19 protein-coding genes are annotated in these 21,390 nt (G+C 32.6%); 7 read left to right on the top strand and 12 right to left on the bottom strand.

The genetic code is table 11. From position 1 onward, the window contains the following. Window positions 1-123: 123 nt before the first annotated feature. A complete protein-coding gene (locus ACSBO6_RS05800; RefSeq protein WP_098846868.1) occupies window positions 124-735 on the top strand; it encodes a TetR/AcrR family transcriptional regulator in 612 nt (203 codons plus the stop codon). Between the two features lie 56 nt (window positions 736-791). Here ACSBO6_RS05800 and ACSBO6_RS05795 read toward each other — a convergent pair whose 3' ends face one another. The 3 genes from ACSBO6_RS05795 to ACSBO6_RS05785 all read right to left on the bottom strand — a co-directional run bounded on the left by ACSBO6_RS05795 (window position 792) and on the right by ACSBO6_RS05785 (window position 4,162). Next, a complete protein-coding gene (locus ACSBO6_RS05795; RefSeq protein WP_498844338.1) occupies window positions 792-2,324 on the bottom strand; it encodes a long-chain-fatty-acid--CoA ligase in 1,533 nt (510 codons plus the stop codon). A 31-nt stretch (window positions 2,325-2,355) separates the two neighbouring features. Continuing rightward, window positions 2,356-3,537, bottom strand: a complete 1,182-nt coding sequence (locus tag ACSBO6_RS05790) for a CaiB/BaiF CoA transferase family protein (RefSeq protein ID WP_498844337.1) — start codon at window positions 3,535-3,537, stop codon at window positions 2,356-2,358. Window positions 3,538-4,012: 475 nt separating this feature from the next. Beyond that, window positions 4,013-4,162 carry a hypothetical protein gene (locus ACSBO6_RS05785; RefSeq protein WP_498844336.1) on the bottom strand — a complete coding sequence of 50 codons (150 nt, stop codon included), beginning with the start codon at window positions 4,160-4,162 and terminating at the stop codon, window positions 4,013-4,015. A gap of 238 nt (window positions 4,163-4,400) precedes the next feature. Between ACSBO6_RS05785 and speB the strand changes: the two genes are divergently transcribed. Together speB and ACSBO6_RS05775 are read left to right on the top strand one after the other, a co-directional pair. Beyond that, the gene (speB, locus tag ACSBO6_RS05780; protein WP_498844335.1) at window positions 4,401-5,339 is read left to right on the top strand and encodes an agmatinase; all 939 of its coding nucleotides are present in this window, start codon (window positions 4,401-4,403) and stop codon (window positions 5,337-5,339) included. A 377-nt stretch (window positions 5,340-5,716) separates the two neighbouring features. After that, window positions 5,717-6,298, top strand: a complete 582-nt coding sequence (locus tag ACSBO6_RS05775; RefSeq protein ID WP_498844334.1) for a TetR/AcrR family transcriptional regulator — start codon at window positions 5,717-5,719, stop codon at window positions 6,296-6,298. Between the two features lie 40 nt (window positions 6,299-6,338). On the opposite strand, the gene ACSBO6_RS05770 is transcribed toward ACSBO6_RS05775, so the two are convergent. The 5 genes from ACSBO6_RS05770 to ACSBO6_RS05750 all read right to left on the bottom strand — a co-directional run bounded on the left by ACSBO6_RS05770 (window position 6,339) and on the right by ACSBO6_RS05750 (window position 11,910). Then, window positions 6,339-6,593 (bottom strand): spore coat protein, encoded by a 255-nt coding sequence (locus ACSBO6_RS05770; RefSeq protein ID WP_098846873.1) that lies wholly within the window; start codon window positions 6,591-6,593, stop codon window positions 6,339-6,341. Window positions 6,594-6,605: 12 nt separating this feature from the next. After that, the gene (locus tag ACSBO6_RS05765) at window positions 6,606-6,794 is read right to left on the bottom strand and encodes a hypothetical protein (protein ID WP_098846874.1); all 189 of its coding nucleotides are present in this window, start codon (window positions 6,792-6,794) and stop codon (window positions 6,606-6,608) included. A 174-nt stretch (window positions 6,795-6,968) separates the two neighbouring features. Then, window positions 6,969-8,456: an amino acid permease gene (locus ACSBO6_RS05760; RefSeq protein WP_098846875.1), complete on the bottom strand. Its 1,488-nt coding sequence runs from the start codon at window positions 8,454-8,456 to the stop codon at window positions 6,969-6,971. 814 nt (window positions 8,457-9,270) lie between these two features. Beyond that, window positions 9,271-10,713 (bottom strand): spore germination protein, encoded by a 1,443-nt coding sequence (locus ACSBO6_RS05755; RefSeq protein WP_098846876.1) that lies wholly within the window; start codon window positions 10,711-10,713, stop codon window positions 9,271-9,273. 165 nt (window positions 10,714-10,878) lie between these two features. Beyond that, window positions 10,879-11,910 (bottom strand): AI-2E family transporter, encoded by a 1,032-nt coding sequence (locus tag ACSBO6_RS05750; RefSeq protein WP_098846877.1) that lies wholly within the window; start codon window positions 11,908-11,910, stop codon window positions 10,879-10,881. A gap of 339 nt (window positions 11,911-12,249) precedes the next feature. Here ACSBO6_RS05750 and ACSBO6_RS05745 point away from each other — a divergent pair, with 339 nt between their 5' ends. Next, complete coding sequence (locus ACSBO6_RS05745; RefSeq protein WP_098846878.1) at window positions 12,250-12,687, top strand: hypothetical protein; 438 nt, start codon at window positions 12,250-12,252, stop codon at window positions 12,685-12,687. Window positions 12,688-12,839: 152 nt separating this feature from the next. On the opposite strand, the gene ACSBO6_RS05740 is transcribed toward ACSBO6_RS05745, so the two are convergent. From ACSBO6_RS05740 to ACSBO6_RS05730, 3 genes are read right to left on the bottom strand one after another with little or no spacing between them, the layout of a single operon-like run. Next, the gene (locus ACSBO6_RS05740; RefSeq protein ID WP_498844333.1) at window positions 12,840-13,343 is read right to left on the bottom strand and encodes a (2Fe-2S)-binding protein; all 504 of its coding nucleotides are present in this window, start codon (window positions 13,341-13,343) and stop codon (window positions 12,840-12,842) included. Next, a complete protein-coding gene (locus ACSBO6_RS05735; protein ID WP_098846880.1) occupies window positions 13,343-14,176 on the bottom strand; it encodes an FAD binding domain-containing protein in 834 nt (277 codons plus the stop codon). The genes ACSBO6_RS05740 and ACSBO6_RS05735 overlap by 1 nt, the downstream gene beginning before the upstream one ends. Before the next feature lies 1 nt (window position 14,177). Continuing rightward, window positions 14,178-16,496 carry a xanthine dehydrogenase family protein molybdopterin-binding subunit gene (locus ACSBO6_RS05730; RefSeq protein ID WP_498844332.1) on the bottom strand — a complete coding sequence of 773 codons (2,319 nt, stop codon included), beginning with the start codon at window positions 16,494-16,496 and terminating at the stop codon, window positions 14,178-14,180. A gap of 260 nt (window positions 16,497-16,756) precedes the next feature. On the opposite strand from ACSBO6_RS05730, the gene ACSBO6_RS05725 reads away from it, so the two are divergent. Genes ACSBO6_RS05725 through ACSBO6_RS05715 form a run of 3 tightly spaced genes read left to right on the top strand, consistent with a single transcriptional unit; the run spans window position 16,757 to window position 20,339 of the window. Continuing rightward, the gene (locus ACSBO6_RS05725) at window positions 16,757-18,139 is read left to right on the top strand and encodes a spore germination protein (RefSeq protein ID WP_498844331.1); all 1,383 of its coding nucleotides are present in this window, start codon (window positions 16,757-16,759) and stop codon (window positions 18,137-18,139) included. Then, complete coding sequence (locus ACSBO6_RS05720; RefSeq protein ID WP_498844330.1) at window positions 18,136-19,206, top strand: GerAB/ArcD/ProY family transporter; 1,071 nt, start codon at window positions 18,136-18,138, stop codon at window positions 19,204-19,206. Before ACSBO6_RS05725 ends, ACSBO6_RS05720 begins: the two co-directional genes overlap by 4 nt. Next, on the top strand, window positions 19,203-20,339 hold the full coding sequence (locus ACSBO6_RS05715) for a Ger(x)C family spore germination protein (protein WP_498844329.1): 1,137 nt from the start codon (window positions 19,203-19,205) through the stop codon (window positions 20,337-20,339). The genes ACSBO6_RS05720 and ACSBO6_RS05715 overlap by 4 nt, the downstream gene beginning before the upstream one ends. A gap of 50 nt (window positions 20,340-20,389) precedes the next feature. On the opposite strand, the gene ACSBO6_RS05710 is transcribed toward ACSBO6_RS05715, so the two are convergent. Next, window positions 20,390-21,289, bottom strand: coding sequence for a LysR family transcriptional regulator (locus ACSBO6_RS05710; RefSeq protein WP_098846885.1), 900 nt, complete (start codon window positions 21,287-21,289; stop codon window positions 20,390-20,392). Window positions 21,290-21,390: the final 101 nt, after the last annotated feature.

Below are 21,390 nucleotides of genomic sequence, written 5' to 3'. Positions count from 1 at the left end.
GACACGATGTCAATGACATGATGTCTAATTTTCTGATAATATAAAATATAGTTTTTCTGGCATTCTTCCATTTTCATTCATTTAGCTATATGCTAGAAGTAATATATTTTGGAGGATTGTAGTATGAGTAATGACAAAGTAGAATCTAAGCGTCAATTACGTTCATTAATGACTAGACAAAAACTACTAGAAGCTGCTAGAGAAGTCTTTCTTGAAGAAGGATTTCAAAAAGCTACTATCACACAAATGATCAAAAAAGCAGATATCGGTTATGGAACAGCATATGTACACTTTAAAGGCAAAGAAGAGCTTTTAATTGTGTTAATGGAAAATGTAATGGAAAGGTTCTATGAAATTGCAGAAACTCACTTTTTTCCAGAAACGAAAGAATCCGCTGAATCGATTATTTATAAACAAGCTACTTCTTTTCTAAAAATGGCAGAAGATGAGCGAAATATGATGCAAATTTTTGAACAGGCCATCGGAGTATCTGAAATCATCTCAAACAAATGGAAAACAATTCGTGAAAAGTTTATTGACCGCATTTCACTCGATATTTCTTATGCTCAAGAAACTGGAATAGCAAGAAAAGAGTTAAATCATGAAATAGTCGCGCGTGCCTGGTTCTTTACAAATGAGATGTACTTATGGGAAATCGTTCGAAATGAACAACAATATACGATCGAAGAAATTGCAAAAACAATCACATCTCTTTATACAACTGGCCTTTATTAAAAACCTAATAAAAAAGCTCAAACTTTCACTTCTAAAGTTTGAGCTCTTTTTGCATTCTATTTTGAATTAGCACGACAATACATTTCTCTTAATTTAAACTTTTGGACTTTCCCAGAAGCATTTCGAGGAAGCTGATCAATAAATTCTACTACTCTAGGAATCTTATAACCTGCCATTCTTTCTCGGCAAAAAGATTGAATCTCCTCTAGTGATAGTTGTTTTCCTGTTTTTAATACGACAATCGCTGTTACAACCTCTCCCCATTTAGCATTAGGCGTACCGATCACTGCAGCTTCCAAAATAGATTGATGCTCATATAAGGCATTTTCAATTTCAACTGAATATATATTTTCTCCACCAGAAATCAACATATCCTTACTACGGTCCACTAACGTAATATATCCTTTTTCATCTACTACAGCTAGATCTCCCGTATATAACCAACCATCTTTAATCGTGTCTGCTGTTTCTTTCGGCTTTTTATAATATTCCTTCATAATTGTTTCACCTTTTAAGATCAATTCACCAACTTCACCAGGTAAAACTTCTTCATCTTGCTTATTAACTACTTTAATAATTGTATAGAGTAAAGGTGTTTTTCCTGATTTTCCTAAATGTTGTTCATGATCCTCTGGTGAAAGATAAAACCCTGTAGGCCCCCCTTCTGTTAATCCACATAAGCTGAAAAATTGATTTGTATTAAATAATTTCATACTTTTCATTAAGATTTCAGGAGGCATAGGAGCTGCACCGTATGCACATCTTTTGATTGAGGATAGATCATATTGGTCAGCATTTGGTACTTGCTGTAAATAGTTATACATTGTAGGAACACCAAAAAATAAAGTAATTTTATATTTTTCGATATCCTTTAAAACATTTACCGGGTTAAATTCTCGATGAATAATATTTGTCATACCTAAATATAAACCTGGTAATAAAAAAATGACGAGTTGAGCACAATGGAATAAAGGAGCAACATGTAAAAGCCGATCCTGACAGCTTTGCCCCATTACAGCGCTCAATCCATTTATGAGCTTTTCAATTCGTTTATAGTCAAAAAGCGCACCCTTTGGTTGTCCAGTCGTACCTGAAGTATATAGTAAATGAAAATCATCGTCTTCTGAAATCTTTACTCGGGGATCTTCTTCAATCTGTGACATCACATCAAAGAAGCTTAAACAATTCGGCGATGAAGCTAAAGGAGCAGTAATAATCTTTTTTACGTTCGATGAAGATTTTGAAGCATCTAAAACGACTTTTTCTAGTTCTGAATCACATACAACAATCACACTATCCGACTGTTCTAAAATATATTCAACTTCTCGAGAAACAAGGCGGAAGTTAATCGGAACGACAACAGCACCTACTTTAACCGCAGCGCAATAACTAATTACAAACAAGTCAGAATTTGCCATCATTAGAGCTAGTTTTTCACCTTTTTTTAAACCTAGTTTCTGTAATCCCCAAGCAAAACGATTAACCACTTTATTGAATTCCATGTATGTGTATGTACGGTCTTGATAGACTAATGCTAATTTATCTGGGTGCCTTTGTGCGTTTAACGATAATACATTTCCAAAACTCATTTGCTTACCCCCACATTAACTAATTTTAGATTTAATCAGTTGACCTAATAACTCCTTTTTCAACGAATTGATTAATTGTTTGATCATCATATCCTAAATTTAATAAAACCTCTTTTGTATTTGTTCCTGGTTTTACACCAACGTGTTGATAGATCGGTTTAAACACTGAAGATTTAAAAGGTGAACCAATTTGCAATTGATTTGTACCATCACTCCTTTGAACGTTTACTAAAAGCCCCCTTTCTTTAATTTGGGCATGTTCACATGCTTCTTCAAAAGTTAAAACAGGCTCAACACATGCATCAAATTTACTAAAAATTTCTTTTAACTCATTAAATGTTTTCCTACTAAATGCAAGCTTTACTTTATTTTTAAATAAATCGATTTCATCCTTCTCTTCACTAAAAGAATAAGGAAGAAACGGCATGATTTCTAATGCCTCACATAGCTGTTTTCGAAATGAAGGTTCAAGACTACCAACAGAAAAAAATCGCCCATCTGCTGTTTCGTAATAATCATAAAACACGCCTCCATTTAAAAGATGTTCCTCTGGCTTTGGATTAATTTTTTGCGTTAACCAGCCAGAACCCATTAAAGATTGCAATGAAAAAGTACAATCTGTCATGCTAATATCAATCCACTGCCCATCTCCGGTTTGCTGGCGATGAATGACAGCCGATAAAATACCAATAATCGCATGTAGCGATCCACCTACTTGGTCTGCAACTTGGATTCCCATCGGAACTGGACGCTCATTCTTTCTTGTTGAATAACTCAAAACACCAGTTACTGAAAGATAGTTATTATCATGTCCTGCTCGGTTTCGATACGGACCTGTTTGACCATAGCCAGTAATTGAACAATAAATTAGTTTCGAATTTATTTTCTTTAATTGTTCATAGCTTAATCCAAGCTTTTCCATAACTCCTGGTCGAAATTGCTCAATAACAATATCGAACTCCTTTACTAGCTTATAAATTATTTCAGTGCCTTCTTCGCTTTTTAAATCAAGGGTAATAGATTTTTTAGAACGATTAATTGTGTGATGTGCTGCAGATTGCTCCCCATCAAATGGAGGTGAAGTTTGTAATAAGTCGGGATGATATGGAGATTCGATTCGTAATACTTCTGCACCTAAATCCGCTAGCATCATCGTTGCATAGGGACCTGGTAAAAGACGAGTAAAATCCAGAATTTTCAATTTATTTAACATATAGTAAACCTACGATTCAATATGATTCCTCCCTCCATCTCTATACTGTCTCTTTGTAATTATTCTAGATTAATTGGGATCTCTCCTTTTTTACTAACTTAAATAAATTCACGACTAAGTTGTGGAAAATTATATTAGACGAAATTTTGCAAGTAGTATTGGACAAATTTACACTTTTTGAATATTTATTAAAATCTTACAATAAATATATTGTGTTAAATATTTCTTAGCTTATTTAAAATTAGTAATTGTAAATTTCGTGCATTCAGGGAGTTAAACTATGTATCATACAAACACTTATCCAAACGATATTATCGTTATCGAACCTCAAAAAAAACGATGAGTTCGAAGTGAATTGCGATTAATAAATATATACAATAAAACGCAAAAATGAACCGGTCAGAAATGGTCGGTTCATTTTTTACAAGTTACATCACAAGAGATACCTTGCTTTAAAAAACACTAAAAGTGATTTTTAATCACGCATTGCTCCTGCCTCACGAGAAGTCATTGCTCCTTGGCCATGGCTTACATCATTTTGAATTTGCTGTTTTACTTTTTGTGGATTAGTTCTTGATTTCATATTACTTCCCATATTCCCTTTACTTTGCTGATTTTGCGGCATAAAATCCCTCCTAATATTATTGTTAAACAATCATATTATTTACTAAAACACTTCGCATATCCGACAAAATTGACTAATTTCAAATTAAAAAGGTAGCAATAGCTAATCCTTTTTTCGAGCAAAAAATAAGAATCTTTTATAAATAATAGTTTGACTATTCAGATTTAACAAACTATAATCAAGTTAAACTAACTACCGATAGTTAATAACCGGAATTAAAAATTAGGAGATGATTTTGATGAAATATCCACTTTCCCCTGATGTAAAACCTGAGTTTTGTACAACTGGAACATTTATGAGACTACCTTCTGCAAGAGAAAATGCGAAAATAGCAATCGTTGGCATGCCTTTTGATACTGCAGCCTCATTTCGTGTTGGTGCGCGATTTGCTCCTCAAGCAATCCGACAAGCTTCTATGACTTTATTCCCATATCATCCGATTCATAAGGTATATCCATTTGACGACAGCAATGCCATCGATATTGGAGATGTATCCGTTATTCCTCATAATATCCATCGAAGCTATAAACTAATGGAAGATGCTATGTTTGAATTAATGGATGGTCATATTATCCCAATTGGTTTAGGTGGTGACCACTCGATTACTTTAGCAAACCTACGAGCTGCAGCTAAAAAATATGGCCCAGTTGCGATGATTCACTTTGATTCGCATACTGACACATGGGATACTTATTACGATGAAAAATATTGGCATGGTTCACCTTTTATCCGAGCACACGAAGAAGGACTTCTAATTCCAAATAAAGTATTCCAATTAGGAATTCGAGGCACCTTGAATCATCCAGGAGACATAGATGCAAGCCATGAACTTGGTTACAATGTTATTACTACACCGGAAATGTATGAACGTGGTTTTGAAGGTATATTAAAAGAAATGAAAGAAGTTATTGGAGATACTCCATGTTTCCTAACTTTTGATATTGATTTCGTCGATCCTTCTTGTGCACCAGGAACTGGTACTCTTGAAGTTGGCGGATACAATAGTATGGAAACATTAAAAATGATCCGCTCACTAACTGATTTCAATTTTATTGGATTTGATATCGTTGAAGTACTACCATCCTATGATCCAACTCAAATCACATCACTATTAGCTGCAACACTAGTCCATGAATTTGCTAGTTTAGCTACATTACAAATTAAGAAAGAAAAATAAAAAGTAATTTAAAAAGCTCTGTTTCTTTTAGACAGAGCTTTTTTCGAAGTATTGAACTATCACATTGTCATGGGATTATGAATATGAAAACTATTTGTAGATTTATTTTTTTCATGAACCCTTTATGAGGAAGGATTAAGCAGATTTTCACCTTTTTCCTTCCTTATGAACCTATATGAGGAAGTGTCAACCAGTTTTTCGCTTTCTCTTTCCTCATGGCATCCTTAGAAATACTCCACCATAGTTCTCAAACAAAAGAAACAATGGTCTTTCTCCTCTAAACAAAGCTTTTTTACAAGAAATCTAAACAATATTTAGACTTCACAAAGATTCCAGTTTATAATCTAGCTAACAAGAGTTAGTTTCGGAGGATGAAGATGACAAAGGATAAAATTATTGCAGCAGCACTTGCCCTGTTTTCAAAAAATGGCTATGAAGGTACAAGTTTAACTGAAATTGCTAAAGCAGTTGGCATTCAAAAACCATCTATATATAATCATTTTAAAAGTAAAGAAGAAATCTTTCTTACAATTTATGAGAACATTTTATGGCTTCATGTTAAAAAAGTTGATGAACTGATGGGAGAAATAAGAGGTCTATCTGCGAAGGAACAACTTTACCAAATTCTAAATTTAACATTTGAATATTATATTGAGTACGAGGAGCAATCTACTTTCGTGAATCGCGCTGTATTTTTTTCGCCAGAACCATTAAAGGAGCAATTACATACACAGTTCATGGAATCTGAGGAAGCAATGTCGACTATTTTAAGATCAGTGATTGATAAAGGGATTAAAAATGGTGAAATTCGAGCAGGGAATATTGAAGATTTTGTGATGTCTTATTATTGCTTAATTGACGGCATCTTTATTGAACTGTCTTATTATGGGGCTGAAAAGATGAAGCCAAGGATTTCAAATATATGGAGAAATTTTTGGTACGGTTTTAAAAGTGAATAAACAAAAAAGGCGTTCGATTACTCGAATGCCTTTTTTGTTTTTACTGATTTGAAGTTAATTCAGATCTGAATTGCTGTACAATCTCTGGCGCTGCTGGTGCTGCTGGTTTGTAATAACCTTTTTGAAGTGCATAATTGTACAATGTACGTTGACGTGCTTCATCTTGATTGCGTAATTGAATTAATGTTTGTCTGAGTTCAGGATTGTTTGACTCACTAATATACCCTGCATAACCTTTTAAGCTAGCGTTTAATCCTTCTAAATAATCATTAACCATGTCTTTATCTTGAAACATATTCTAATCTCCTTATCCTAAAAAATTTAAGAGTTGTTCTCTAGATTGCTTTGCTGATTGGGCATCTCTTTCTAATAAAGCTTTCAATTCAGGATCGGTGCAATTCTGAGCATAAGCCTCTAATTTATTGGCGATTGTACCATGCCCTCCTATAATATGACGAAGATTTTCTAATTCTAGTTCTGTTATTGAATTGTTCATTTCATAATTTCTCCTTTCATAAAAAAATACATATTTCACATTTTCGTCTGCCTGCGCTTTGTGTCCTTATCTAATCGACAGTCCACACATTGACATTATTAATTTTCCAAAATCGTGTAAAAAAATACGTAAAAAAGCTCAATCTATACTTGATAGATTGAGCTTTAGATTTAATTAGATCTCACGGCTGAAGTCAGCTTCTTCTAATTTTACCATCTTCGTTTTCATTACTACTTTATAGCCAAGGTATCCAAGAATGAATAATGGTAGTCCAATATAAGAAACTGCAATACCATACCAGTCAACTTTTGGTCCGAAAAATGCTTGATAATTCGTTCCAAGCATTGCAACTAAACATAAAACTGTTGCTAAAATTGGACCAAGTGGGAACCATTTCGCTAAATAAGGTAGATCCTTTAAATTTCTTCCTTGGGCAATATACGCTTTTCGGAAACGGTAATGCGTAATAGAAATACCTAACCAAGAAATATAACCAGCTAAGCCTGCTGCATTTAATAACCAAGAGTATACTGTACCATCACCAAATAATGAAGTTAAAAAGCAAAGTGCACCAATTAGAGTCGTCGCAATTAATGCACTAACTGGAACTCCACCTTTATTTACTTTTCTTAAGAACTTTGGTGCTTTTCCTTCTTCAGCTAGTACCCATAGAACACGAGAACCTACGTATAAGCTTGAATTACCCGCTGATAAAACTGAAGTTAATATTACTGTATTCATTGCAGCAGCTGCAAAAGCAAGTCCAGCATGTTTAAATACTAAAGTAAATGGACTAATCGCAATATTATCAACGTCTCCACCTAATAAGTTTGGATCTGTGTAGCTAATTAAACACCCGATAACGAAAATCGCTAAAACGTAGAATAATAAAATACGCCAAAAGATTTGTTTGATTGCTTTTGGAATATTCTTTTCAGGATTTTCACTTTCCCCTGCAGTTACTCCGACCATTTCAGTTCCCTGGAAAGCAAAACCTACAATCATGAATACACTAAAGATTGATAAGAAACCACCTTTAAATGGTGCTTCTCCTTTTGTGAAATTTTCAAATCCACCTGTATGACCACTCATAATTCCGAAAATCATTAATAATCCAATTACAATAAAAATTATAATTGTAGCTACTTTAATAATTGAAAACCAAAATTCAGATTCTCCATATCCTTTTACAGATAATACATTTAATCCAAAAATTAATACTAGAAATATCGAACTCCATACGATACCTGGAGTATGTGGGAACCAATATTTCATAATTAAAGCTGAAGCTGATAATTCTAAAGCAAGGATGATTGCATTGTTATACCAATAATTCCATCCAACAGCAAAACCAAGTGCTGGATCGACAAATCTCGAAGTATATGTGCTAAAAGAGCCTGAAACTGGAATTAAAGTCGCCATTTCAGCTAAACTAGTCATTAAGAAATAAACCATGATACCAGCAATTAAATAAGCAGCAAGAGCTCCACCTGGTCCTGCATCATGTATTGTTGCTCCACTCGCTAAGAATAAACCAGTACCAATCGTACCACCCATAGCGATCATTGTTAAATGTCTCGTTTTTAATTTTCTCTCTAATTGTTCTTTTTTAGGCGCGTTACTCTGAATAGTGAAATCACTTTTACGGTTTGTACTTTGCATGAATACACCTCTTTTTTTTAAAATTGAAATTCCCCCCAAATACGAAAAAGGCTGATTAAATCTTTTTTAGCAGCTCACATTCCAATTTTTCCAATGGCATGTATTCATTCGGTCAACTAAATACCTATATTAATACTAAGCCTGGAAACTGAGCGATGTAAAGATGAAAATCTTCCCTTCTGATTTTAACAAAGGAACAAATCTGACACATTCAAGGTTGATAGCGTTTTCATTTTTTTTGCTTTCATCATCGAATTGTACTTAATATAAATTATCATAATATGGCGAAAAATAGAAGAAGTTTTTTCATTGTTTAGATAATTTAGAGTTATTTAAGAATAGTTAAATTTTCAAAAACCGTATATTTATTTGAAACAATAAATATATATTAAATCTTAGTTCATCATACTTCAACTATAATTTTACAGATTGGAAAATATTATATGATGAAAGCGCTTTGATAGGGTGTAATATTGACTTCCTTTGTCTAATAGGCTCTCTACTAGATAGAAATTGCAAATTAAAGAAGCTGTATATAGGAAAATCATCACTCTTTTTTTAGTAAAAATATCATGATTTTTTATCAAACTGTCAACGCCTTTATTCAAAAAAGTGAATAAAACTTGTTTGAAAATTTTCTGAATTTTAAAAACGTAAAATCCACAAGAAAAACACTCTCCATAACTCTCGAAGAATGCTTTTTCCATTTATCTACAAACAATGATACTTCTGAATTGGGAGTTATTAAACCATGTATTCTCATTAAGGTGCCAAAATACAACATAAGTTATTAAACCGTTACTCTTTGTTAAAATTATTTTTTATGAGGATATGTATGTTTACTATTAATAAGCTTCCTTAAATCTCCTCTAAATAGAGCATCTTTCATTTCTTTCGGATGAAATGGTATAAACGGTGCTAAATATGGAACACCCAATGATCTAATAGATGCCATATAAGCGATCATTAAAATAAATCCAATTAGCAGACCTTTCAAACCGAAAAAGTAGCCCAAAAATAAAAATACAAATCGTAATGTTAATACTGAACCGTATAATCCACCTGCTGCAATTGATATATTCGATAGAAAATTTAAGCCTACTATGATTAAGGTAATTGAATGAATCAGTTTTGCAGTTACTGCAGTTTGTCCAACTACAATCGCTCCGATTAGTGAAACAATAATAACCGTCGATTTTGGAATTCGTAGTGAAGCTTCTGTTAGTAATTGAAAAAGTAACATGACGAATAAAATCTCTACAATAACTGGAAGAAGTGTATCTGATTCCTTAAAAAATATTTTAGCAAAGTGTTTCGGTACCCAATCTTGATGAAAACGGACAACTGTAACATATGCTCCTAATAAAATGATTGAAAATAACCAACTAAATAAACGCATAATCCTGTTTCCGTAACGCCCCGACTTAGTATTATACTCATCTGGTTGATGAAAATAGTGAAGAAACAGTGTTGGAACAATTAGGCTATATGGAATGCCATTTACTAAGATTGCAACACGTCCTTCATATAACGCTGAAACGGTTACATCTGGCCGTTCGCTTGTAAATACAGTTGGAAAAAACGTTTTTTTACCTTCTAAAGCATCTTCAATAACTCTTGCTTCTAGCAGGTAAGTAACATCTAGATTAGTAATCCTTTTTCTTGTTTCCTCTAAAATTTGTTGATCTACAAAACCATCCATATATAGTATTGATACATCCGTTTTCGTTTCATTTCCGACTTGTAAATTTTCAATCGATAATTTATGAGACTGAATACTATTACGCATAATATTAACATTTACCTTTAGTTGTTCATTAAATCCAATTAAAGAACCCTTCATAGATCTTTGTGTATCAGGTTCAGTTACCGATCGCATTTGCCAATCGGCAGTATCTGCTAATATTCCTTCTTTATAACCATCGATTAATATTAATGACTTTCCTTTTGATAATCCATCCAATACGTCTTCATTTGTTGTCACCTTAGCAACATCTGCTACCAAAAGATGACGTGTCATAAGTGCATCAATCGTTTCGAATTTGATAACTCTTAGTAATGGGGTAAGAATATTATCCTGAATTGTTTGTGTATTTGTTATTCCATCTAAATACAAAACGGCACCGTCTCTGATGACTTCATCATTAACTGTTATTAGTCTAATTTTCAAATCAGTAGAGTGATTATATTTTTCTTTTAAGTATTGAATATTCTTTTCTAAACTTACTACTAAAGTAGAATGTTCTGTGTTATTCACTTATAAACTCCTTAAGCATATTTTTGCTTAGTTTGCCCGATGAATTCCAGACTATGTCATAGTAAGTGCAGTATTGGTAATTCAAAATTACAAGAATAATTTGTGTATCTACATTCAAATAGCATAAAAAAAGATGATATCGTCAATACGATATCATCTTTTCATTTATTCAGTCGATTCTACTTCTTTCGGATGATCTGTAACTTCCAATACATCTAATAAAAAGATAAAAACTGGAATCCCGATAATCAGACCCCAAACGCCAAAAAACCGTTCAGAAAAAACTAGAATTAAAAATGTATAAAAAACCGGTAAATTCGTCTTAGCCGAAATAAGCTTTGGATTTAAAAAATAACTTTCTAGCGCATGTAAGATCAAAATCATGATGATCACATACATAATATGAGCCATTCCACCTATTGTATAGGCAATCGTACAAAGGGGGATTAATGAAATAAACATTCCTGCTACAGGGATTAATCCAAGTAAAAAAATCAAAAAGCCCAAACCGATTAACTGAGGAAATCCCATAAATCTTAAAGCTATTACCGATAGAATACAATTCACAAATGCAATGATAAACTGCGCTTCAATCACTTTTCCAAAAGAACGCGAAAACCTTTCACCAAAATAGGCCAATTCATTATAAAGAACTGCTATTTTACTATTTTTAAATTTTCTCGTAAATGCAATAATCCTAGGTTTTTCAAGTAGAAAAAAGAAACTCAGAACTAAAGCAATTAATACTTCGATCCCCCACTGGCTAATATTAGAGGCATACTTATATAAAAAATCTAATCCTTGCTCAGTATAACCTGAAATCTCGACCTTTTTAATTGCTGTTACAATATAATTGATGAATTTCTCATCTGGTGGATTCATATAAAACGTTTTAATTTGTACGATTAGTTGGACAACTTGAGTGGTAATAACAGGTAAATAATTATAAATCCCAATGACTAAAGCTGCCACTATGACTATATACAAAGAATAGACAACTACTAGCCGATTAACTGGTAATATCTTATTTAGTCTATTAATAATAAATTTATGTATCCGATCCATTAAATAAGTAAAAATGAAAATAAGTAAGACTAAATTTATTATTTTTCGAATTAAAATTAAGACAAGAATGATACAAAGCATCATCGCTAGGCGTCTAAATGTGCTACTTTGAAAAAATTTTTTGACCTCCATTCCACAACCTCCTCACTTAGTTATTTTGCTCGAGTAGTATGGAAATCTTAATTTTTTTGATAAAAAACCACATCCCAAAGGAAGTGGTTCAAAAATATTGCTTCTCTTCTCATTTTTATTTAATAAATCTTCAATTATGAATTTTCATTTAACAAATTCTTGATGTTTAAAAGCGCCACTTTATATTTTACCAATTCTACTACGAAAAATAAAGATGCAGCTAAACAATTATGTCAAGCTGCACCTTTTAATTGAACTTTTTGTCAATATTTGTTCCTCTTCCCATTTCAATCACACTTGGGCACTTGGTGAATACTATAGCCATAAGGGTGTGATGCTATGAATAACTTTAAGATTAAAGATGACCTCCGTATTATCGCTACACTTCAAAGAGATTTAAATGTCGCCACTGCAGCATTATTATTAACTGGTCAAATTACGCTAATAGGCGCTTTTGTAACGTCAGGTGAATTTAGTCTTTCTCTAAGTGGACCCTTATTAGGTAGAGAACGTATAGAAAGTAAATATGGAGACCAATTTACAAATACTCTCATTGATGTAATCGATATAATGCTTGCTATTTTACTAATAATTGATGAAATTCGTGTTGTAAGCTCTGTTATAGGACCCGGTAGATTCACACTCAATGTAAGTGGTCCTATTTTTGGTGCGCCAGTTAGCGAACCAACACTTCCTTTTCTAAAAAAAACGTATTACTTTTGTAAAAAAATTATTTCGAAACATTTTGATATTGATCCACGAATCTTTAGTAAATAAAGGAATGGTGATTATGTCTTTAACAGATCTCCCTACAGTAAAACCTACAGATACCCAAGTTTTTCTTATGGCAATTTCTGTCATTTCGTTTATTTTCTTCTTTACACAACGAAAATCTAATGACTCAACTCAGTAATTAAGTAAATATCTATTCATCCTTTTTTTGTTTCATAAGTTACTGGTTTTTCCCTATTCTCGATAACAGATAAAACAGCTTCTTCAATTTCTTCATAGCATGTGCATCTACAAATATTAGAAGATAACCATTTTTTCATCGTTTCATATGTTGGATTTGGGTGATTCATTAAAAGGGAATGACAATTCATGATGAATCCTGGAGTACAATACCCACATTGAAACGCAAAATTTTCAACAAATGCTTTTTGGATAGGTGAATCTTTTAACCCTTCAATTGTTGTTATTTTTTGACCAACTGCTTCGATGGCAAGCATTATACACGATTTATATACTGTATCATTTACTACAACTGAACAAGCCCCACAATCTCCATTTAGGCAACCTGGCTTTGCACCCGTGAGACCGAGCTTTTTTCGTAGCACGAAAAGGAGTGTATCCGCTGGATGGATCTCCACTTGTCGAATTTCATCATTAATACTGAAAGAAACACTTAATTTTTTGCTTGGAGTCTGGTCCATTACCTTCCCTCCATTTCAATCATGATCTTTTCTAATGTGTTTTTTAGTACAAATAATCTATACTCTTTTGAACCTTCAACATCATCAAGTATTTCACCTGGAATAAATTGAATGGCTTTTTGGATTCTTTCTTCTACACTTGAGTTCGTATTATTTAGTTCAGTTTCCATTTGCTTTGAACGAAATGGAAAAGGACATAGTCCACTAAAAGCAAAACGTAATTGATTATCCAATTTAATCGAAGCGATCGTCAGTAATGGATAACCCGTATCCCATTGCTGACGTATTTTAATGCTCATATTTGGGAGATTCATATATTTCTTTTCTGTTACAAGTTGGATTAGAAGTTGTCCGTCTTGGAGTTGTAGAGTTTGATTGAAGATTTGTTCGATTGGAAAAGCCTCTAAACCATTGTATCCGGCAACAATCACTTGGCTATCACAAAGAAGGAATGGTAAAATTGCTTCCCGGTAAAAAATTTGACCACATAAGTTTCCACCTAAGGTAATTTTATTTCTAGCAGTTCGATCAGCAATTTCCATAGACGTTTTAGAGAGTAATGGAAATAGGTTTTTCTCTTCTATTTCAGTAAGTGTAATAGAGGCACCAGTTATTAAGTAGTCCTGATTAACTTCTAACAATTGGCACTCTTTTAGATCTTTAATATCGATTAGTGAATCTGTTTCGACCAAGTTTAAACGACCTAATGTTAAGATTTCCGTACCACCACTATAATAAATTGGCCGTTTATTATTAGCTTTTAAAAAATAAAATAGCTCCAATGCTTCTTTAATAGTCGCTGGTTTAAAGTATTCTATATTAGAAGATAACAATCTATATCCCACCTTCTTTTACTTTCCATAGTAGTTCAGGGATAATTGGTAAATGATTGACATTTACAGATAATGCGGTAGAAAGGCAATTTCCAAGAGCGGCTGGCATTCCTAATAATCCATGTTCACCTACTCCTCGTGCACCAAAAACGGCATCTACTTGTGGTGTTTCAACAAACGCTACTTCATATTTAGGGTTCTCTCCAAACCGAATTGGCCGATAAGTTCGTAATTGCGGATTAAGCACCTTCCCTTGCGCATCAAAATAAAAGGTTTCTCTTCCTGCAAAAGATAATCCCATGCTCATTGCGCCTTTCACTTGGCCAGTTGCAGTTTTAATGTTAAGTACTTTGCCGATATCAACAGCTGTAACAGCTTTTAGAATCCTATATTCATATGTTTTTGTATCTAATTCTACTTCTACTCCGTGTGCACAAACCGACCACTCTGGTCCTGGTTTTCCAGCACCTGTTTCTCGATTAATTTTTGTTAAACCCGTTAAAATATAGTGTCCCCTACCGATTATTTGTCCACCAATTGAATTTCCATTTGGAAATGTATATCCATAAGCAATATCTTTTATCGGTATATTTTTAGTAGGTTCACTCCTTAAAAACACTTTTCCATAACCTACTTCTAAATCTTCAACGGGTGCACGTAATATAAAAGAAGCTAAATCTTTTAATTGTATCATTAAATCTTCAGCAGCTGCTAGCAAAGCTCTTCCGGCCATGAATGTCCCTCTACTAGCTACAGTTTTCCAATGCTCAGGTGTATATAATGTGTTAATCTTCATTTGAACATGTATATCTTCTATGTCCATTTTCAGAATTTCTGCTAACATTTGAGCAAGAATTGTTTTTGTACCTTGACCAATCTCTACAACTCCAGAAATTAAATTGATACTACCATCCGCGTTATAGATCAATATTACGCCTGAGCTTGCATTTGGTGTAATTGTAGAAGTTTTCCATGAACAACTTATTCCTTTTGCTCTTACTTTATGATTTCCTAAGTCAATAACTTGACCTTCCTGCCAATTGATTAATTCTTTCATTTTTTCGATACATTCTGGTAGATTTCCAACTGTACTAGAATTTAATGTAACTTGTGTAGGAGTTTGATCCCCCGGTTTAATTGCGTTCTTTTCTCTTAATTCAATTGGATCCATATTTAATTTTCTAGCAAGCATATCCATTGCTCGCTCAAATGCAAAATGTACTTCTGAATGACTAAACCCTCTAAAAGGTGCTGGGTATGGATGATTTGTATACATACAAAAAGAATCACACCAAATATTTTCGATGTTGTAAGGTCCAGTACAATCAACTGCACCAGCTCTTGCTAAATCAATTGATTTGTCTGCATATGCTCCCCCATCCCATAAATATTGAATCTCTGCAACCTTGAGCATTCCCTCTTTTGTACATCCTAGTTTTACATTTGCCTCAAGTCCGATATGTCCTGGAGATGAAAGCATATCATTTTCACGAGTGTTATATATTTTTACTAGTCTACCATTTACAGCTCGTGAAGCAATAAAGGCTAAAAGCTCTAACTGGACTGCCCCTTTTCCACCGTAGCCCCCACCTACAAAAGGGGTATTAACAATAACTTTTCCAGGTTTAATGTCAAAATACTCTCCAATTAAGCCTTTAACCATAAATGGGCATTGTGAAGACGTAGTAATCTCAATCGTGCCATCGTGATGAATTTGTGCAAATGAGCATCTTGTCTCCATCGCAGCATGGTCAGATGGTCGAAATGCAAAACTCTCATCAACCATTACTTCACTTTCTCTCCAGCCTTTGTTAAAATCGCCTTTTCGAATTTTAATTCTTGTAGCAATATTTGTACCTGGCTCTGGATAAACCCCTTCCGTTTTTTCATACTCTCCTAGTTTAGGGTGTAAAAGAGGAGCATTTTGTTTAAGTGCTTCAGAAGGTGAGTTAACGACTGGTAGTAGCTCATACTCTACTTTTACTAGATTACCCGCTTGCTGTGCAGCATGAGGAGTGTCAGCAACTACGACTGCAACTACTTCACCAAAAAAACGAACCCGATCAAAAGCAATTGGGTAACGATCAAGAACTCCTTCCCCTGTTAAAGGTAGATTTTCACCAAATACTATTTTCTGTACTCCTTGAACGCCTTGAGCTTCAGTAGCATCTATACTTTTAATAATCGCATGCGCATATGGACTTGTGACTAGATGGGCATGAAGCATATCACTTGTTTCAAAGTCATCTGTATATTTAGCATAACCTGTCACTTTTTCGAAGGACTCTTTGCGGGGTATTCCTTTTCCTATGATATGCATGATGTTTTCTCAACCCCTTTTCAATAAAACATTTGTATGAATGACAATGGAAGAAACGTTTAAATTTCGTTTATATGAGATACTTTAGAAATTTATGTTTCGAAAACAAAAAAAATGCACGGATTAGTGAATCAAGGCTACTTTATAAATTAGATTTAAGGGAACCTTTGTTAATTTCAGGTTTAATTTCCATACATATCCAATTTAATTCAGGGAATAATACTTATATTCTTTGCGGAGTTTTTAAGGAGTTGGTTTAATTGGAAGTAAATGAAAAAACCTCCATACTTGAAGAAGTACAAAACGCATTTCATACAAGTTCAGATTTTAAATATAAAAAATATTCAATTGGAGAAGTAACTCTTCATTTATGTTATCTAGATACTATGATCGATTCAGAGATAATTCAAACACATATATTAGAACGGATAGTTTCAAAAGATCATTCATCTCGAATCATCACAACGATATTAGATTCTAATGATGTACGTTCACTTGATGAATGTATACAAGCTATTCTTTCTGGAAATGTTATTATTTTTAATGATCATAATAAGAATCAAGCAAAGTCCTATTCTGCACCTAGTAATAATAGCGATCGTTCAATATCAGAAACCGTTTCTGAAACGATAACATTAGGTCCTCATGACAGTTTTGTTGAGAGTCTTAATATCAATTTAACGTTAATTCGTAAAAGATTACGTACGAAAGAATTAATCATTAAAAATATGACAGTAGGTAAAAAATACCCTGTGACGCTTTGCATTATTTATTTAAACGATATTACTCCTCATTCAATGATTGAAACAATTGAACAGAAAATCAAAACGCTTGAGTCAAGTGGAAAAGTTGAACCTCAAAGAATGATTGAGTCTGTGCATATTCAAAACATTATAGAAGAATATCCCTCTTCACCATTTCCACAAGTAATGTATACTGAAAGACCTGATCGTACAGTTCGTCATTTATTATCTGGAAAACCTGCCATTATGCTAGATAATGACCCTAGTGCATTATTATTTCCTTATGATATTTATGGTTATTTTCGAGCTGTAGATGATTATAATTTCCGTTGGCTTTTTGGGGTATTTTTTTATTGTTTAAGAATTTTCGCATTTTGGATAGCAGTCTTATTACCTTCAATTTATATTGCAGTTACAACTTATCATTCAAATATTTTACCAGTTTCTATTTTTTATACTTTAAAACTATCTATTGAAAATGTACCACTACCACCATTAATTGAAGCCTTTTCGATGATTATCATATTAGAGTTATTAAAGGAAGCGGCTTTAAGACTTCCAAATCCGATTGGGGCAACAATCGGTACTGTCGGAGCGATTGTAATTGGGACTGCTATTGTACAAACGAATTTAATTTCAAATTCTATGGTCGTTGTGATTGCTGTCACTGCCGTTGCATCGTTCTCACTTCCATCAAAGGAAATGTCAGTTGCGGCACGAATTATGGGCATACCGCTTTTAGTTCTTGCTTCCATTTTTGGTTTTATTGGTATTAGCTTAGGCCTCTTTATGATTTTTGCTCACCTATCGAAAATTAGAGCATTTAGTTATCGATATGTGGAAAATCCAGGTTTCTCTGAATTTGTTCTTATAAAAAATAAGAAGGAGAAATCATCATGATTAATAATAAACAATTATTCTATTTAATTATTTTCACCCAATTCGGCGTCGCCATTACAAGCTATCCATATACTATGTATAAAATTTCAGGCCATGATGGTTGGATTTCTACTATTATAGGTGGCGTAATTGTTCAAATCATAATCTTAATTTATTATAGTTTATATAAAAAATTTCCTACCAAAAGCTTTACCGACTATACAAAACTAATTACGAATCCATTTATAGGAACATGTATAAATATTTGTTATTTCATCTATTTTTTGTATGTTGTGCTCGTAGTTTCTATGAGATTTTCCGATATTATTACCATTTGGATTTTTCCAAAAAGCCCCTCTTGGCTTATACTCATTTTATTTTTATTTACAGCTTATATTGTTGCGAAAAATGACATTCTAACAATTGCTAGAACTTATGTACTTTGTACTTTTATTTTTCTCATCTTTATTTTATTCCTATTATCTGCCTATGATAATGTACATGTTGGAAGAATATTGCCTATAGGTCACTCTCCTATTAAAAAGATTGGCTCAGGTGGATATTCATCATTTCTGGAAATGTTAGGTTTTGAAATCTTTCTATTTTTGGCACCAAGCTTTCAAGATACAAAAAAGAAATTATTTACTTTAACATTCGCCAATATTTTTACGACAATCTTTTATACCTTTATCATTTTCACGTCCTATATCAGATTAAGCAATAAAGAAAATGGTTTTATCATAGATCCAATTCTTTATATTTTTAAAACATATAACTCAAAAATGATTGAAAGTTTAGATACAATCTTTTTAAGTTTATGGACTATTGTCATTTGTGCTACAGTAGTTAGTTATATTTATATCGTTAGTAAGGATGTTCATAATCGTTTATCTTTAATTGTTAAAAATAGAAAAAGTATTTTGTTTTTTATTATTTTATTAATTTTTGCCTTTTACCCTTTAATCTCTCTAAATGTTATAAAAAGAGAAACAATCGTTAATTTTGGAAGTTATTTGGACCCAATTTTCATTATCATTATTCCATTTCTTTTGTTCCTAATTAATAAAGTTAGGGGGCTAATAAATTGAAGCGTAAGGCATTTAAAGTTATTTATTTACTTCTATCACTTTTATTAGTTAGTGGTTGCTGGGATTCAAGAACAATTACTGATAAAACGTTAGTAAATGGGATTAGTTTTGATTTAAATCAAGATAAAAAAATTGAAGTTAACGCATTAATACTAGACATTATCGGTAAAGGAGCTGGCGTTTTTGAATTCAAAACTGAGTCGGTTAACTCGGTAAGGGATTCGGTTTCCCATGCTGGAATGGGAATCCAATCATTTTTACCTGGTGATATAACTACCTCAAAAACTAGAGTTTTATTATTAGGTGAAGAATTTTCCAAAACAAAATTTATCGATATTTTAAGTACATTTAGGCGTAGAACATTCTCAAATCTAAACGTATCAGTCGCAATAACAAATAAACAGCCTGCAAAAAATGTATTAGCAATAAAAACGCTCGGAACTAAGCCTTTATCGTTTACTTTAAAAGATACAATTAAAAATGCTGAAGCAACCTCACTGACTCAAAAAATGCAACTATTTAATATTTTCACAATTGCTTCCGAAACAGGTATAGACTTTACCTTACCTGTAGTTGATGTTACACCGACTAATCATGTAGAAGTTATTGGTGCTGGCTTAATACATAACGATCAATATACTGGTCATTTTATTGATGCCGAACAATCCCCTCTTCTTTTAATGATGGTGGGACAATACGGGAATACTAGTAATTTTAATACAAAACTTCCCGAAAGATATAAAGAACCATTTAATACCGTTTCCTATGAAATCATAAGACCTAGAAGGAAATTATCAGTTTCTACTTCCAAGAATAAAATTGATGTTAAGATAAAAATGAATGTAAATGTAAGAATAAACGAAATGACAACAATTAAAATGTTAAAGGAAGAAGAACTTCAGTCTACTATTCAAAAAGATTTAAATAAGCGAGCAAAAGAAGTTATAAAAGATATTCAACTTGCTAATAGTGATGTCCTTGGAATTGGTCGATATTTAAAAGAGCATCATCCTGAAAAATGGCGAAAACTTAATTGGGATAAAGAGTTCCCTAAAATTAAAATCCATCCTAAAATAAAAGTAACCATTTTAAGCACAGGTGCAATTGGAAAAGAGTCTCAACTTGAGGAATAAGAAAAGAAAAAGATAGTGTAGTCAGTTTAGAACCTGGCTTCACTATCTTTTTAATTACTTAAATGAAATTGTTTTTTTAATTCTTCAATAAATTCTTTTGCCAAAGGTGATAATGGTTTTGTCTGTAAATAAATTAACCAAAAATCCAGATCAAAAATTTCTTCATCCTTCATCGGTATTATTTTTATATCTCCGTTTATGACCATTGGTCGATTTCGAATCGAAAATTCATGTAAATAGAGGATGGCTTGACTTTCTTTTACTAATTCAAAAAGTAAACTACTACGATTTGTTTTTAGCACAACATTTTTAGGATTCATTTTCGTAAATTTTAGTAACTTTTTATAATCCGAGTTTTTGTACATTACAATTTTTGCATTTATTAAGTCACTTGGAGATACAGAGTCGTAAGAATAAAAAGGTGATTTTTTCCCTACTGCAATACAAAAATGTCCATTATGTAAATGTTCAAATTCAATGAACTTTTCTTTTTTTAATTCTTCAAGCGTTGCTGGAATAAGTGCAAAATCATAATCTTGCTTTATAAAATTTTGAATCATATTAGCCGGATTTTCTTCCACTACTTCAAATGTAACTTCATCTTGTTTCTCTTTAACATTTACGATTGTTTCTTGAAGTAGATACGTAAATGTAGGTGCAGTTAAGATTTTTAAATGAGTTTCACTTCTGTTTTTAATATCATATATTTCCTTATTGAGATCCTTAATGGTGCTTAATAAAGTGATTGCCTTTGCTATGACTATTTTCCCTTCAAAAGTTGGTGTAACCCCTTGCTTCGAACGGTTAAAAATTTTTATGCCAAGCTCATTTTCTAATTGAGTAATTGATTGACTCATCCCAGAAGGAGAGATAAATAATTTTTCAGCAGCTTTTGTGATTGACATTTCCTTTGCTGCATAGACAATATGTTCCATTTGTTCAAAATTCATTTTTACAATTTCTCCTTAAGAAAACTAAATCGATTACTTTTTTACTGATTTCAATTTTATCTTAACGATTAAAAAAAAAGCAATTATTTCTTATTATTAAC

Source organism: Bacillus sp. AL-1R (assembly GCF_052180195.1).
GTDB lineage: Bacteria > Bacillota > Bacilli > Bacillales > Bacillaceae_G > Gottfriedia.
Note: the sequence above shows the minus strand (reverse complement) of the source record. Positions and strands in the feature narration are given on the sequence as shown.